The organism is Nonomuraea marmarensis (assembly GCF_043197025.1).
Taxonomy (GTDB): domain Bacteria; phylum Actinomycetota; class Actinomycetes; order Streptosporangiales; family Streptosporangiaceae; genus Nonomuraea; species Nonomuraea marmarensis.
In genome coordinates this window covers 133,564-147,264 of sequence record NZ_JBICRM010000010.1, presented here as the reverse complement: position 1 = coordinate 147,264, position 13,701 = coordinate 133,564, and the positions used below count along the sequence as shown (strand labels likewise).

Annotated in this window: 14 protein-coding genes; 4 read left to right on the top strand and 10 right to left on the bottom strand. The window is 69.6% G+C overall.

The features are described from left to right. Positions 1 to 31 precede the first annotated feature (31 nt). The 3 genes from ACFLIM_RS18850 to ACFLIM_RS18840 are packed head-to-tail and all read left to right on the top strand — an operon-like array spanning position 32 to position 2,722. Complete coding sequence (locus ACFLIM_RS18850) at positions 32 to 943, top strand: ABC transporter ATP-binding protein (RefSeq protein WP_393167097.1); 912 nt, start codon at positions 32 to 34, stop codon at positions 941 to 943. After that, entirely contained in the window at positions 921 to 1,712 is a 792-nt protein-coding gene (locus tag ACFLIM_RS18845; RefSeq protein WP_393167095.1) for an ABC transporter permease subunit, read from the top strand. The genes ACFLIM_RS18850 and ACFLIM_RS18845 overlap by 23 nt, the downstream gene beginning before the upstream one ends. After that, complete coding sequence (locus ACFLIM_RS18840; protein ID WP_393167093.1) at positions 1,712 to 2,722, top strand: PucR family transcriptional regulator; 1,011 nt, start codon at positions 1,712 to 1,714, stop codon at positions 2,720 to 2,722. Before ACFLIM_RS18845 ends, ACFLIM_RS18840 begins: the two co-directional genes overlap by 1 nt. Here the strand turns inward: ACFLIM_RS18840 and ACFLIM_RS18835 are convergent. The 10 genes from ACFLIM_RS18835 to ACFLIM_RS18790 all read right to left on the bottom strand — a co-directional run bounded on the left by ACFLIM_RS18835 (position 2,712) and on the right by ACFLIM_RS18790 (position 12,790). Continuing rightward, positions 2,712 to 3,323, bottom strand: a complete 612-nt coding sequence (locus ACFLIM_RS18835) for a LysE family translocator (RefSeq protein ID WP_393167091.1) — start codon at positions 3,321 to 3,323, stop codon at positions 2,712 to 2,714. The two genes, ACFLIM_RS18840 and ACFLIM_RS18835, sit on opposite strands and share 11 nt — an antisense overlap. Positions 3,324 to 3,328: 5 nt before the next feature. Then, on the bottom strand, positions 3,329 to 4,276 hold the full coding sequence (locus ACFLIM_RS18830) for a quinone oxidoreductase family protein (RefSeq protein ID WP_393167089.1): 948 nt from the start codon (positions 4,274 to 4,276) through the stop codon (positions 3,329 to 3,331). Between the two features lie 61 nt (positions 4,277 to 4,337). After that, the gene (locus ACFLIM_RS18825) at positions 4,338 to 5,963 is read right to left on the bottom strand and encodes a serine/threonine-protein kinase (protein ID WP_393167087.1); all 1,626 of its coding nucleotides are present in this window, start codon (positions 5,961 to 5,963) and stop codon (positions 4,338 to 4,340) included. 258 nt (positions 5,964 to 6,221) lie between these two features. Beyond that, entirely contained in the window at positions 6,222 to 6,863 is a 642-nt protein-coding gene (locus ACFLIM_RS18820) for an RloB family protein (RefSeq protein ID WP_393167085.1), read from the bottom strand. Further along, complete coding sequence (locus ACFLIM_RS18815) at positions 6,860 to 8,056, bottom strand: AAA family ATPase (RefSeq protein ID WP_393167083.1); 1,197 nt, start codon at positions 8,054 to 8,056, stop codon at positions 6,860 to 6,862. Before ACFLIM_RS18815 ends, ACFLIM_RS18820 begins: the two co-directional genes overlap by 4 nt. Positions 8,057 to 8,181: 125 nt before the next feature. Continuing rightward, on the bottom strand, positions 8,182 to 8,916 hold the full coding sequence (locus ACFLIM_RS18810; RefSeq protein ID WP_393167081.1) for an HAD family hydrolase: 735 nt from the start codon (positions 8,914 to 8,916) through the stop codon (positions 8,182 to 8,184). Then, positions 8,906 to 9,979, bottom strand: a complete 1,074-nt coding sequence (locus tag ACFLIM_RS18805) for an ABC transporter ATP-binding protein (protein WP_393167079.1) — start codon at positions 9,977 to 9,979, stop codon at positions 8,906 to 8,908. Before ACFLIM_RS18805 ends, ACFLIM_RS18810 begins: the two co-directional genes overlap by 11 nt. Beyond that, a complete protein-coding gene (locus tag ACFLIM_RS18800; protein WP_393167077.1) occupies positions 9,976 to 10,827 on the bottom strand; it encodes an ABC transporter permease in 852 nt (283 codons plus the stop codon). The genes ACFLIM_RS18805 and ACFLIM_RS18800 overlap by 4 nt, the downstream gene beginning before the upstream one ends. Continuing rightward, positions 10,815 to 11,639 (bottom strand): ABC transporter permease, encoded by an 825-nt coding sequence (locus ACFLIM_RS18795; protein ID WP_393167075.1) that lies wholly within the window; start codon positions 11,637 to 11,639, stop codon positions 10,815 to 10,817. Before ACFLIM_RS18795 ends, ACFLIM_RS18800 begins: the two co-directional genes overlap by 13 nt. Continuing rightward, a complete protein-coding gene (locus ACFLIM_RS18790; protein ID WP_393167073.1) occupies positions 11,636 to 12,790 on the bottom strand; it encodes an ABC transporter substrate-binding protein in 1,155 nt (384 codons plus the stop codon). Before ACFLIM_RS18790 ends, ACFLIM_RS18795 begins: the two co-directional genes overlap by 4 nt. A gap of 112 nt (positions 12,791 to 12,902) precedes the next feature. Here ACFLIM_RS18790 and ACFLIM_RS18785 point away from each other — a divergent pair, with 112 nt between their 5' ends. Next, positions 12,903 to 13,649: a GntR family transcriptional regulator gene (locus tag ACFLIM_RS18785; RefSeq protein WP_393167071.1), complete on the top strand. Its 747-nt coding sequence runs from the start codon at positions 12,903 to 12,905 to the stop codon at positions 13,647 to 13,649. Positions 13,650 to 13,701: the final 52 nt, after the last annotated feature.

The window sequence follows — 13,701 nt, the reverse complement described above, 5'->3', positions numbered from 1 at the left end:
CGCGAAGCCCGGCAGGCGGGACGATTCCGCCATGACAGCAGTGGTGCAGGCCGAAGGGCTGACCAAGTATTACGGGAAACGCCGGGGTCTGGAGGATCTCACGCTCGAGATCCAGCCGGGCGAGATCTTCGGCTACCTCGGTCCGAACGGCGCCGGCAAGACCACCACGCTCCGGCTGCTGCTCGACGTGATCAGGCCCACCCGGGGCACAGTACGGGTGCTCGGCGCCGACCCGCGCGAGCCCGCGATCCGCTCCAGGATCGGCTACCTGCCGGGCGAGCTGGCGCTGGAGGGCCGCGAGCGGGCCAGGGACTACCTGCGCTTCCTCGGCCGGGTCCGCGGCGGCGTGCCGGACAGCCACATCGACGCGCTGGCCGAGCGGTTCGAGGCCGATCTGTCGGTGCAGATGCGCAAGCTCTCCAAGGGCAACAAGCAGAAGGTCGGGCTGATCCAGGCGTTCATGCACGAACCGGAGTTCCTCATCCTGGACGAACCGACCGGGGGGCTCGATCCGCTGGTGCAGCAGGAGTTCCTGGCCATGGTGCGGGAGGTGCGCAAGTCCGGTCGTACCGTGCTCATGTCCTCGCACGTGCTCGCCGAAGTCGAGAACGTCTCAGACCGGGTCGGCATCGTACGAGCCGGCCGTCTGGTGGCCGTCGAGGACGTGGCCGCGCTGCGCGAGAAGGCGGTGCGCCGGGTCGAGCTGCACTTCGACGCGCCCGTGCCGCCCGCGGCCTTCGCGAACCTGCCCGGCGTGCGCGACCTGCGCGTGGAGGGCGCCAGCGTGCGGTGCACCATCGACGGCCGCCCGGACGCCCTGGTCAAGGCGGCCGCCAGGTTCACCGTGGTGCATATGGTCAGCGCGGAGCCGGACCTGGAGGAGATCTTCCTGACCTACTACAGCGACGAGGAGCGGCGCCATGATCGCCAAGAGTCTGCGTGAGAGCCGGCGGGCGCTCATCTGGTGGTGCATCGGCATCAGCGCCTTCATGAGCGTCTATCTGGCCACGTACGCCAGCGTCAAGCTGGACCCCGCGACCTACGGCTCCGCGGCGATGGACAAGTTCCCGGGGCCGCTCAAGGACCTCATGGGCGGGTTCCAGGACTTCACCTCAGGCACCGGCTACCTGCAGACGGTCGTCTACCAGCTCTTCGTGCCGATGTTGTTCATCGTGTGCGCGGTGCTGGTGGCCAACCGGGCCATCGCGCAGCCGGAGGAGGCCGGGACGCTGGAGCTGGTCGTCACGCTGCCGGTGGACCGCAAGCGCCTGGTGCTGGACAGGTTCGCGGCGCTGGTCGTGTCGCTGCTCGTGGTGGCCGGGGTGACGCTGGTCGTCGCGTGGGCGGTCAGCGAGGCCGTGGAGATGAACGTGCCGTTCGACCGGATCCTGGCCGCGCACACGGGGGTGTTCCTGCTCGGGCTGCTGTTCGGCACCATGGCGCTGACCGTCGGGGCCGCCACGGGCCGCAGGGTGATCGCCTCGGCCATTGTGGGGGTGTGGGTGGTGGCCGGTTACGTGGTCGTCACGATCGGCGCCAGCGTCGACGCCATCGCCTGGCTGAAGTGGGTCTCGCCGTTCCACTACTACGCCGAGGGCAGGCCGCTCTATGAGGGGCTTCCGGTGGGGGACTACCTTGTGCTGGCGGGGGCGACGGCCGTGCTCGCGTTCACCGCCGTGCTCGCCTTCGACAGGCGTGACGTAGGAGTGTGATGGCGATCTCCGAGGTGCCCGCCGACCTGCTCGGCGGGCATCGTCAGGTGCTGGCGTCGTCCGCCGCGACCGGCCGATTACCGGATCGCGCGGCGCTCGACGACTATCGCGCCGCCGGCACGCGGGCCGCCGAGCTGGGGGTCCCGCTGCGGGTGCTGGTCGACTGCGCCCTCGCCGCCGGCGAGGGGCTGCCGTCGGTGCTGCCCGCGCTGCGCAAGGCGGTCTCCGCGCTGATGGAGGGGTACGAGCAGGCGCAACTCGCGGCCATCCGGAACGAGGAGGCGGCCCGCAGGGAGTTCGTGGACGACCTGCTCCAGGGGCGGGCCGAGCGGCTGGCGGAGCGGGCGGAGCATTTCGGGCTGCGGCTGGCCGAGTCCTACATGGTCGCGGTGGCCAGGGGCATGCGCGACGGCGACCAGGACCGGATCGAGCGGGACCTGATCGCCAGGTTCGGCTCGCACAACGTGCTCGTCGCCGTACGCGATGGGCTGCTGGTGTGCGTGGCCCCCGCGACGCTGCCCGCGGCGGTGGGGGAGTTCACCCACCATGTACGCGCCCGCTTCCCGGCCGGCTGGCGGGTCGGCGTGGGGCGTTCCCACCGTGGGCCCGGTGGGGTGGTGGCCTCTTACCGGGAGGCGGCGCAGGCCCTGGAGCTGGCCGACGGGCTGGGGCTCAGGATCGACGTGGTCAAGGCCGCCGACCTGCTGGTCTTTCCCGTGTTGCTGCGTGACAGGAGCGCCATCGAGGACCTGGTGACCAGCGTGCTGAGCCCCCTGCTGGGTGCGCGCGGCGGGCACGAGCCGCTGCTGGAGACCCTGGAGGCCATCTTCGCCTCGCACGGCAACCAGACGGCCGCTGCTCGGCGGCTGGGGCTCAGCCCGCGGGCGGTCACGTACCGGCTGGAACGCATCCGCCGCCTGACCGGCTTCTCACCGGACGATCCGACGCAGCGCTTCACCCTGGAGACCGCCGTGCTCGGGGCCCGCCTGCTGGGCTGGCCTACTCGTTGAAAGCCAGCCGGAGGCCGAAGCCGACGATGACCACGCCGGTCAGGCGGTCGAGGAAGCGGCGCACGGAGGGCGCACGCAGGAAGCCGCTCATCAGCGACGCGAACCCGATCAGCACCGCGCTCCACAACAACCCCTCGGCCACGTGCACGCTCGCCAGCAGCAGCCCCATCGCCGCGTGCGGCGCCCCGGCCGGGATGAACTGCGGCAACATCGCCACGTAGAACGCCCCGACCTTGGGGTTGAGCAGGTTCGTGACCAGGCCCCGCGTGAACCCCTTCCCGAACCCGACCGGCTCGGGCACGTCCGGATGGTCGGACCTGGTCAGGAGCATGCGCAGCCCCATCCACACCAGGTAGGCCGCGCCGGCCCAGCGCAGGATGTCGTAGGCCGGTTGCGAGGCCGCCAGCAGCGCCGACAGCCCCGCCGCGGTGAGCACGCCCCAGGTGAGCGTGCCGAGCTGGATGCCGAGCGTCACGCCCCAGGCCGGGCGCCGGCCGGCCAGCAACGACGTACGCAGGATGAGGGCCGTGTCGAGGCCGGGGGTGAGCGTGAGGAGGGCGACCACGGCGGCGAACGACCAGATTGATCCTGCGATGTCCATGGATATCAGGGTATGAGGAGCAATTTTCCGGTGGTACGGCGGCCCGCGAGGTCCTCGTGGGCCTGGCGCGCGTCGGCCAGCGGGTAGCGGTGCGAGATGTTGACGGTGAGTTGTTTCGCGGCGATCCAGCCGAACAGGTCGGAGGCCCGCTGGAGCAGCTCCTCCCGCTTGGCGATGTAGTGCGTGAGCGTGGGCCTGGTGAGGAAGAGCGAGCCCTTCCTGTTGAGCGTCTGGGGGTCGACAGGGGGGACGGGGCCGCTGGCGGCGCCGTACAGGGCCATGAGGCCGCGCGGCCGCAACACCTCCAGCCCGCCGTCGAACGTGGCCGCCCCGACGCCGTCGTACACGACGTCGATCTTGCCGCGCAGGGCCTCGGTGAAGTCCTCGTACCGCAGCACCTCGTCGGCGCCCGCCGCGCGGGCCAGCTTCTCCTTCTCGCTGGTGGACACCGTGGCGTGCACCTTGGCGCCCTTGAGCTTGGCCAGCTGGATCAGCAACTGCCCCATGCCACCGGCTCCGGCGTGAATGAGTATTTCCTCCCCTTCGCGTACGTCGTGGGTGGAGTGGGTGAGGTAGTGCGCGGTCATCCCCTGCAAGATCGCCGCCGCCGCCACGTCGGCGGGCACCCCGGCGGGCACCGGCACCACCCGAGCGGCCGGCACCACGGCCTTCTCGGCGTAGCTGCCCAGGATGTTCGCCCAGGCCACGGTGTCGCCCACGGCGACGTCCCGCACTCCGGCGCCCACGGCCGAGACGGTCCCCGCGCCCTCGTTGCCCATGGGGGTGGGGAGGGCGAGCTGATAGGTGCCGGCACGCTGGTAGATGTCGATGAAGTTGACCCCGCTGGCGGCGACGTCGACCACGATCTCCCCGTCACCGGGGACCGGGTCGGGGCGTTCGACGTATTCGAGAACCTCTGGGCCGCCCTGGGCGGAGACGATGATGGCATGCATGCCCCATAGTCAACTCCGCCCCGGGCGGCACGTGCCACCCGGGTCCTGGCGCAGGCGTGCCTCAGGGCTCCTTCCGGCCGCGTAGCTCGAAGTCGTCGAACGTCGTCATCAGTAGCGACTCGCTGTCCTGCGGAATACGCGCGAACAACCCCACGTACCCGTTCCCGATGCCGTTGGGGTCCTCCACCTGGTGCACCTGCCGGTCGTTCACCCACATCGTCAGCCGCACCGCGTTCCCGGCCTGCTCGCACAAGGCCACGATCCTGGCCTTGCCCGGCAATCCGTCCACCTGCACCGGCTGGGCCAGCGTGCCGCCGGACCCGTCCACGATGCGCCGGATCCGCGCCTTTCCGGTCGTGTCGAGGGCGAACTCGTAATAGGTGTCGTCATCGTCGGAGTTGTGGCAGTAGACGCCGTACTCGCCGGTGCCCGTCGACCTCTTGACCTCCGCGGTGACGCCGACGACCACGCTCGCGGGCAACATCGGCGTGGGCGTGGCGGACGGGTCCGGCGTGTTCGTGGGCTTGGCGATCAGGAAGGGTATGGGAGCCTTCGCCGCCCGCTCCTCGTACCCTTCCTCCACGTCCAGCCCGTACGTGCCGTCCGTACGGTAACCGTAGCTGGCGGTCTCGTCGGGATCGTAGGTGCCGTTCCAGCCGCCGGAGGTCTGCGTGAAGTCCTCGCGGTAGAGCACCCCCAGGTCGTCGGGCGGCCCGCTCGGGCTGAGCACCGCCCACGCGACCACGGACCCGCCCACGAGCACCGCCGCGGCCGCCGCGATGCCCGCGATCAGCTTGCTCCGGTGCGTCCGAGGGCCGGGCCGCACCTCGGTGAACGGCTTCGTGGCCTGCTGCCAGGCCAGCTGCACGGTGTGCGCCGCCTTCTCGGGTTCGGCGGAGCGCCCGACCAGGTGGTCGAGCAACTGCTGCGCGGTGGGCCGCATGGCCGGATCCTTGTGCAGCGCGGCCTTGACCAGCTCGTGCAGGCCGGGTTCGACGTCGTCGAGGTTCGGCTCCGTGTTGAGCACCTGGTAGACGATGGCCGGCAACGTGCCCCCGCCGAACGGCGCCTTTCCGCTGGCCGCGAACGCCACCAGGCATCCCCACGAGAACACGTCGCAGGCCGGCGACACCGGTTCGCCCCGCAGCACCTCGGGAGCCATGTAACGGGGCGTGCCGACCAGCTCGCCGGTGCCCGTGACGCCGCCGAGCGTGTCGAGCGCCCGCGCGATGCCGAAGTCGATCACCCGCGGGCCGACGGGGGACAGCAGCACGTTCGACGGTTTGAGGTCCCTGTGCACCACCCCGGCCCCGTGGATGGCGGTGAGCGCGGTGGCCACGCTGACGGCCAGCGCGTCGAGGCTGGAGCCGCGCAGGGGCCCGGACTGCTCGACGGCCTCTTCGAGGTTGGGCCCCGGCACGTATTCCGTGACCACATAGAGCTGGTCGCCGTCCAGCGCCGCTTCGATCACCGCCGCCGTACAGAACCTGCGCACCCTCTGGGCGGCATCGGCCTCCCTGCGAAACCGCATGCGGAACTGCTCGTGCTGGCTGAGCTCCGGGTTGATCACTTTGACGGCGACCCGTTGCCCAGCAGGATCCTCGGCGAGATGCACCGTGCCCATCCCGCCTCGCCCCAGCACGCTGAGCAACCTGTAGCGCCCGATGTGGGAGGTTTCACCGCTCACGCCGCGCAAGCTTACCGACACGGACCCGCCCACTGCAGACACCGGCCACGACACGGGTGTGCCGAGCACCGACCACCACCCCGATTCCCCAGGTCACACAGACCGGCACGGCCGCCATGACTGCCGCGCACAGGCTCAGGACCCTCCGCCCGGTGAACACCCCCAGGTCGGGATCGACCGGGCTCAGGCGCTTCCGGCCCCGAGCAGACCCGCACCCGGGTGGCAGCCGCCCTCATTCCCCGTACGCGGGAAATCGGCTCATCGGTCTCTACCTGATTGGCGGATGATCTCCACTATGAGCCAGGCGTTGGTGGATGGGTTACGACCCTTGCGGTTGGGCTCGCAGTGCTCTGGGTCCGCCCGCTGGGCGCGCTGTCGCGCGACCTCATGATTGGCGAAGGGGAAATCCCGGCTGAGATGCTTGTCGTAGTCGCTGATGTGTTTCCTGAGCCTGCGCCTGACTCCTTCCTGGTCGCAGGCAGCGGCGCAGTCCTCGAAGTGATAGAGGATCCACAGCTCGAAGCAGGGCAGAGAGACCGCCAGATTGACGTGTTCCTTGCGGGCCGCGATCAGGGCTTGGTCGAGCGTCTTGTGTTCATCGACGTCCACGACGCACCACACCTCGTCATAGGCGATGTTGGCGTCCCGCTGCGCCCGCGCCTCTCTGTCCTTCTTGTCGCGCTCGCGAATGGTGTACCCGACGATGGCTGCCGGGTCACGGCCGAGCCCGATCACCCTGCAGTTACGGATTTCCACGGGGAGAGAACGGAAGTAGTTTCGCATTCCTTCGAAGTATTCGACCTCCGTCACCTGGCCTTCGCACACGATCAGAACGCGCTTCTTGGGGGCTCGGCGGCCGGTGGGACGGTCAAGGCGCGGGGGGCTACGCCTGGGGCTCATGGCTTCTCCTTGGCCCCTTCCCGGAAGATTTCACGGATGCTCTCGAAGTTCACGTACGGTGCCGCCCCGTAGCGGCCCTGCAAGTAGCCGCGCTCGATGTTCTCGTCACGCCGGGTGTGGAACTCGGCTAGTGAATAGAGACTGGTCGCACCGGATTCATCTTTCTCCGTGAACCACACCTCGGCCCTGGCCAGGAGCTCCTCCTCGATCAGGGAACCAAGGAGCGTGGTGTCGTGCGAGGCGAAGATCAGCTGGGCGCCATTCGAGTTGATGCCGGGATCTTTGAACATCCGGATCAATGTCGAGCTCAGCAACGGATGCAGGCTGGAGTCGATTTCGTCGGCGACCAGAACGCCGCCGTTGTAGAGGACGGTCAGGGTGTGGCCCAATAGGGAGAGCCATGCTCTCGTGCCCGCGCTCTCTTCCGCCAAGCTGAGAGGGGGCGCTTCTCCCCGGCGGCGCAGGACCACTCTGGCTTCCGCCGGCGTCTCCACGAGCTCGGCCCGCTCGACTCCCAGGTCGGCCAGCCGCAGCAGTTCGTTGAGTGCCGGGGCGAAGACTTTTCGCTGCAGGATGTATTTCGCGATGTCGAGCCGGCGTTTTTCCTGTGACTCGCCATGCTGGACGAAGAGCACACTCATTGCCAGCATGTCGTAGATGCTGCTCAGCAGCGGATGGTTGTTGGATGCCGCGCATGAGAGGTAGAGCGAGTTCGGGCGGGTGAGCTTCAGTATGCGCTGCACTTCCCCGGAAAGGCCGCGGCCGAAGGTCATATCGGTCGGCCCGGTGCGGTCGAAGAGCTTCTTCGTCCGTCCCCGAGGAAAGGTATTCAGCCATTCGCCGAGGACCGCCGTATCGTCCACTTCGAAGCCGTACGAATAGCGGACGCCCTCGTGCAGAAAGTCTACCTCGAAGAACGAGGGCGTTCTCAGACCGGATTCTGAGAGCTTGAACGGCTGCCTGGGCACTCCCCTGGTCGGATCCCAGTGAGTGTGCGACGACCTGATCGCGCCGAACATCCACTGCAGGGCGTCAAGGACGTTGGACTTTCCCGACGCGTTCGCGCCGTAGATCCCGGCGACATGGAGCGGATCCGTGCGCTTCGGCTCTCCTCGACGCGAAACGGCGATCAGGGAAAGAGTCTGCTCGTCACGGATCGACCGATGGTTGGCGACCCTGAGGCGCAACAGCACGATCTTCTCCCCTCCGGTCAACCGGCCCCCACTCTACACTTTCAGGCCGCCTTACGAAGAGATTCCCCGTAACACCGCGCGTAAGTGCGTAGGCCAAGCAGCAAGGGGCACCCACAGCTGGGTCGTCAGCCTTCGTGCGAAGGAAAGGACTCGCGTACGTGGTCGAGCGAGGGCAGGCCGTTCTGCGGTGACACCACCAGCACGCGGCATCCCGCGGCGGTGGCGGCCGCGATGCCCGTGGGGCTGTCTTCGATGGCGACGCAACGCGACGGGGCCGCGCCGAGCAGGCGGGCCGCCTCCAGGTACGGGTCCGGGTACGGCTTGCCGCGCGCCGTGTCCTCGTTCGCGATCACCAGGTCGAACGTGTGCCCCAGCCGCGGCACCACCAGCTCCACGATGCTCCGGGGAGAGGCGCTGACCAGGGCCGTCGGGATGGCGGTCGCCGCCAGGTCGGCCAGCAGCTCCGGCGCCCCAGGCATGATCGTCAGGTCCTGCGCGATGCGGACGGCGAAGGCGTCCGTGAGCTGCCTGGCCACCGCCGCCGCGCACGGCTCGCCGCGGCGCAGCCGCCCGCCCAACGGCTCGTCCCCGTGCAGCCGCCCGGCCAACGGCTCGTCCAGGCGCAGCCGTCCGGCCAGTGGCTCGCCGCAGTGCGGCTGTCCAGCGAAAGGCCCGACCAAGTGGGCGGCCACGTCCTCGATCGTGCGGCCGTGGACGTGGGGAGCGTCGGCAGGGCCCAGCGGACGGCCGAGGGACTCGGCGACGGCGGCGGTCGCCTGCCACCACAGCCCCTCGGTGTCCACCAGCGTGCCGTCCATGTCCAGAAGGACCGCATCCAGGCCGCCGGGGTCAGACGGCATCGGCCGCCACGACCGGTGCGGGGACCGTGACCGTGCGGGTCGCCACCAGGACCGGGCGTTCCACCAGGCTGACCGAGACGCGGGTCCCGGGCGCGAGCCGTAGCGCCTCGTGCCCCGGCACGTCGGCGAGGACCTCGCCGCCCTCCACAGCGACCCTGAGCCGGACCGAGGCGCCGCGGAAGGACGCGGCCAGCACCTCGGCCGGACCATCCGCGACCGGTACGACCTTCACCGCCTCCGGACGGATCAGCACGTCCACGGACGGATCCGCGGGAACCGCGCCGTCCACCGGCAGGAGCTGGCCGAGCACCGTGACCTGGTCTCCCGAGACGTGCCCGGCCAGGTGGTTCATGGTGCCGACGAACTCCGCCACGAACGGCGTGGCCGGGCGGTCGTAGACCTCGGCGGGCGGGCCGGCCTGTTCGAGCCGTCCGTTCCGCAGCACCGCCACCCGGTCGGCGATCGAGAGGGCCTCCTCCTGGTCGTGGGTGACGAAGATGGTGGTGATGCCCAGGTCGAGCTGGAGGCGGCGGATCTCCTCGCGCAGTGACACGCGTACCTTGGCGTCCAGCGCCGACAGCGGCTCGTCCAGCAGCAGGACGCGCGGCTCCAGGGCGAGCGCGCGAGCCAGCGCGACGCGCTGCTGCTGGCCGCCGGAGAGCTCGTGCGGGTAGCGGTCGGCGTGCGTGGGGAGGCCGACGAGTTCGAGAAGCTCGTCCGCCTTCGTCCGCCTGGTGGCCACGGGCACCTTGCGCACGCGCAGGCCGAAGGCGACGTTGTCGCGGGCGTTCAGATTGGGGAAGAGGGAGTAGGACTGGAAGACCATGCCCGCGTCCCGCTTGTTGGCCGGCACGTTCGTGATGTCCTTGCCGTCCACCAGCACCGCGCCGGAGTCCGGCCGCTCGAACCCGGCCACGCACCGCAGCGCCGTCGTCTTGCCGCAGCCCGAGGGCCCGAGCAGGGCGACGAACTCGCCCGGCGCGATGACGAGGTCGAGGCCGTCGAGCGCGACGGTCTTGCCGAACTCCCGCCGCAACCCGCGCAGCTCCACCGATGCGGTCATTTCCGCTTCTCCTTACCAAATGCGCTAGATACGGCGAGTAGCAGCAGCCAGATGAGCACCAGGCTGAGAATCGACACCGCGACCGAGAGTTGCCCCTTGGAGCCCGAGACGGTCACGATCCACACCGCGAACGGCTCGTACCCCAGCAGGCTGGCGACGGTGTACTCGCCCAGCACGAGGGCCAGCGTCAGGAACGACGCGCTGGCCAGCGCCGAGCGCAGGTTGGGCACGATCACCCTGACCAGCACGTACGGCCACGAGGCCCCCAGATTGCGGGCCGCCTCCACCAGCGTCCGCACGTCCATTGTGCGCAGCCCCGCGTCCAGCGACCGGTAGACGAACGGCAGCACCAGCACCACGTATGCCAGCACCAGCACCAGAGGGAACGCCGGATCCTGCACCGCGATCAACGTGGCCCAGAACGGCGTCGGCGCCAGTACGTCCGTCCCGGTGCGCAGCGACGTGCTGATCCCGGCGACGAACGTGATCGGCGGCACCACCAGCGGCAACGTGCACAGCACCTCCATGAGGGGCCGCAGCCGCGGCGCGAAGAGCCGTACGGCCAGCATCGCGGGCAGCGCCAGCAGCAGGACCACCACGATCGTGGCGACCGCCAGCCCGAGGGACAACGACAACGACCGCACGAAGCCGTCGGCGCCGAGCAACTCGCCGTACGCCGAGAACGACACCCCGGTCGTCGGCGTGTAGATCGTGTACCAGAGCGAGGCGCCGAGCGGGATCAGGAAGTACGCCGCGGACAGCAGGAACACCGCCCCGCGCCACACCCGCGGCCGGGCGGGCGCTTTCACCCGGACGGCGACGGGCTCCAGGCCGGTCAGTGCAGCCATCGGGAGCTCCTCCTCTGCAGCGGCAGGTAGATCGCCATCACCAGCCCGGCCACCAGGACCATGTCGAGGCTGAGCGCCAGCGCGATGTTCTCGTAGCCGATCAGCACGTCGCCGGTGAGCGCGCTGGCGATCTTCAGGGTGACGAGCGGCACGACGGTCCCGACCATGGCGTTCGCGGTGGCGTACGCGGAGAAGGCCGAACCGAACAGCAGCACCACCCCGCCCAGCATCGACGGCGCCAGCACCGGCAGCGCGACGAAGCGCCAGTAGTGCCAGGCGGTGGCCCCGTTGTTGGCCGCCGCCTCGCGCCACTGAGGCCGCAGCCCGTCCAGCGCCGGGGCCATGGCCAGCACCATCAGCGGGATCGCGAAGTAGAGGTAGACCACGGCCAGCCCCCAGAAGGTGTACAGCGAGCCGGTCGGCAGCCCGACCAGGCCGCTGATCACGCCGGAGTTGCCGAGCGTGGCGATCCAGAAGAACGCCAGCGGCACCCCGCCGAAGTTGGCCAGCACGCCGGAGGCGGTCAGCACCGCCTCGCGCAGCAGGGCGAAGCGGGAGGTCACGACGGCGTAGGCGAGGAACGTCCCGAGCACGGCCCCCACCAGCGCGACCATGCCCGACAGCTTGACGCTGCCGATCATCGCGGTGAGGTAGCCGCCCTGGAGGCTCTGCGACAGGTTCGCCAGGGTCGGCCGGCCCTGTACCGTGAACGCCCCCGCCATCAGTGCGATGGCGGGGATGCCGAAGACGAGGGCGAAGAAGGCCAGCAGCGGCAGCGCTCCGAGCCAGCCCTTGGAACGGGCGCGGTTCATCCCGAGATCGCAGCGTCCCAGCCGCTGGCCAGCTTGGCCTTGGCCGCGTCCACCTGCTCGGTCGTCGGGAACGTGGGCGTGCCCTCCACCGCGGGCAGCGCGTCCGCCAGCGCCTTGTCGGCGGTGCCGTCGGTGGTCATCGAGGGCAGCAGGACGGGACGGGCGAAGCCCTTGAGGTAGAGGTTCTGGCCCTCGGCGCTGTAGAGGTATTCCTGCCACAGCCGCGCGGCGGCCGGATGCGGGGCGTCCTTGTTGACGGCCTGGGCGTACATCTGGAAGTACTGGCCGTCGTCGGGGATGTTCACCTTCCAGTCGAGGCCCTTGGCCGTCATCTGGGGCGCGTAGGCGGCGTTGTTGTAGTCCCAGTCGATGCTGATCTGGGTCTCGCCCTTCTCGATGGTCGCGGGCGTGGTCTCCACCGGGTTGTAGTTGCCGGCCGCCTTCAGCTTCTTGAAGAACTCGATGCCGGGCTGGATGTCGTCGAACGAGCCGCCGTTCGCGATGGAGGCCGCGTAGACGCCGGCGAAGGCCGAGCCGGACTTGGTCGGGTTGCCGTTCATCGCGACCTTGCCCTTGTACTCGGGCTTGAGCAGGTCGGCGAAGCTCGTCGGGCACGTGGCGATCTTCTTGGCGTCGCAGCCGATGGACACGTAGCCGCCGTAGTCGTTGACCCAGAGCCCGGTCGGCTCCTTCTGCCCCTCGGGGATCTTGTCGAACGTCTGCACCTTGTACGGCGCGAACAGGCCCTCGCCGGCGCCGCTGATCGCGAACGACTGGCCGAGGTCGAGCACGTCGGGAGCGCGGTCCTGGCCCTTGCGGGTCTTCACCGCGTTGATCTCGTCGGCGCTGGCCGCGTCGGGCGTCTCGCTCTCGATCTTGATGCCGTACTTGGCCTGGAACTTCTCGATGATCTCGCCGTAGTTGGCCCAGTCCGGAGGAAGGGCGATGACGTGCAGGTTGCCCTCCTTCTTGGCCGCCTCGACGAGCTTGTCGAGCCCGCCGAAGTCGGCGACGGAGGTGGCGGTGGCCGCGTTCGTGCCGCCCTCCGACGCCTGGGTGGTCTGCTGGCTGCTGGGTGCGGCGCCACACGCCGCGGTGACTACGGTTAGGGCTGCGACGACTCCGGCCGCACGGGCGCGAGGTGTGAACACGACGCCTCCATTATCCAGGGGGTGTGGAAAGAATCTAGGGGAACCTGTACAAACAAGCGAGCCCTAGTAAGTCGCATAAATATTGCTCTTTCATGAATAGGAAGGGTCGGGGATGGTTGCGCGCTATGAACGGATCGCCGATGAGTTACGGGGTGAGATCCTTTCCGGCGGGCATCCGATCGGTTCGCAGCTCCCCAGCGAGGCCGAGCTGGCCGAACGGTTCCGCGCGGCCCGCGGCACCGTGCGCCAGGCGGTGGCCGTGCTGGCCGCCGAGGGCCTGGTCGGCTCCAGGCAGGGCGCCAGGCGCATCGTGCTGGGCAGGACGCGCAGCCAGAGCTTCGCCGAGCTGCACAGCTTCGCGCAGTGGGCGCGGGCGAACGGTCACCGCTTCGGCGGCCAGGTGATCGACCAGCAGCGCAGGCCCGCGAGCACCGTCGAGTCGGCCAGGCTCGGCCGCGGCGAGGTGCTGGAGGTGCTGCGCCTGCGCTCGCTGGAGGGCGAGCCCGTGCTGGTCGAGCGGACGGTCTACGCCGGGTGGATGGCCGCCGCCGTCGAGCGGCTCCCCGCCGACTGCGAGTCGGTCACCGAGGCGCTGTACGACTCGATCGGGCTCGTGTTCGCTTACGGCGAGCACCTCATCGACGCGGTCCCCGCGGGCGCCCAGGACGCCCGCCTGCTCGGGGTGCGCCGCGGCAGCCCGCTGCTGCGCCAGCGCAGGACCACGACCACGCACGAAGGCCGTCCCGTGGAGTCGTCCGACGACCGCTACCGGGCGGGCAGCGTGACCTTCAGCATCCGCAACTCGATCGGCGCCAATCCCCTTGTGCGGCAAGCAGGCGACTTGCGCTTCAGGGCCTGAGAACATATGTTCGAGTCGTAGCGCCCGTCTTCCCCCGGGTGGCTTAGCAAAC

Bases quoted from the DNA above. Each gene is read 5' to 3' on its own strand.
- ACFLIM_RS18850 (WP_393167097.1), top strand. From the start codon at position 32: ATGACAGCAGTGGTGCAGGCCGAAGGGCTGACCAAGTATTACGGGAAA.
- ACFLIM_RS18845 (WP_393167095.1), top strand. From the start codon at position 921: ATGATCGCCAAGAGTCTGCGTGAGAGCCGGCGGGCGCTCATCTGGTGG.
- ACFLIM_RS18840 (WP_393167093.1), top strand. From the start codon at position 1,712: ATGGCGATCTCCGAGGTGCCCGCCGACCTGCTCGGCGGGCATCGTCAG.
- ACFLIM_RS18835 (WP_393167091.1), bottom strand. From the start codon at position 3,323: ATGGACATCGCAGGATCAATCTGGTCGTTCGCCGCCGTGGTCGCCCTC.
- ACFLIM_RS18830 (WP_393167089.1), bottom strand. From the start codon at position 4,276: ATGCATGCCATCATCGTCTCCGCCCAGGGCGGCCCAGAGGTTCTCGAA.
- ACFLIM_RS18820 (WP_393167085.1), bottom strand. From the start codon at position 6,863: ATGAGCCCCAGGCGTAGCCCCCCGCGCCTTGACCGTCCCACCGGCCGC.
- ACFLIM_RS18810 (WP_393167081.1), bottom strand. From the start codon at position 8,916: ATGCCGTCTGACCCCGGCGGCCTGGATGCGGTCCTTCTGGACATGGAC.
- ACFLIM_RS18805 (WP_393167079.1), bottom strand. From the start codon at position 9,979: ATGACCGCATCGGTGGAGCTGCGCGGGTTGCGGCGGGAGTTCGGCAAG.
- ACFLIM_RS18800 (WP_393167077.1), bottom strand. From the start codon at position 10,827: ATGGCTGCACTGACCGGCCTGGAGCCCGTCGCCGTCCGGGTGAAAGCG.
- ACFLIM_RS18795 (WP_393167075.1), bottom strand. From the start codon at position 11,639: ATGAACCGCGCCCGTTCCAAGGGCTGGCTCGGAGCGCTGCCGCTGCTG.
- ACFLIM_RS18785 (WP_393167071.1), top strand. From the start codon at position 12,903: ATGGTTGCGCGCTATGAACGGATCGCCGATGAGTTACGGGGTGAGATC.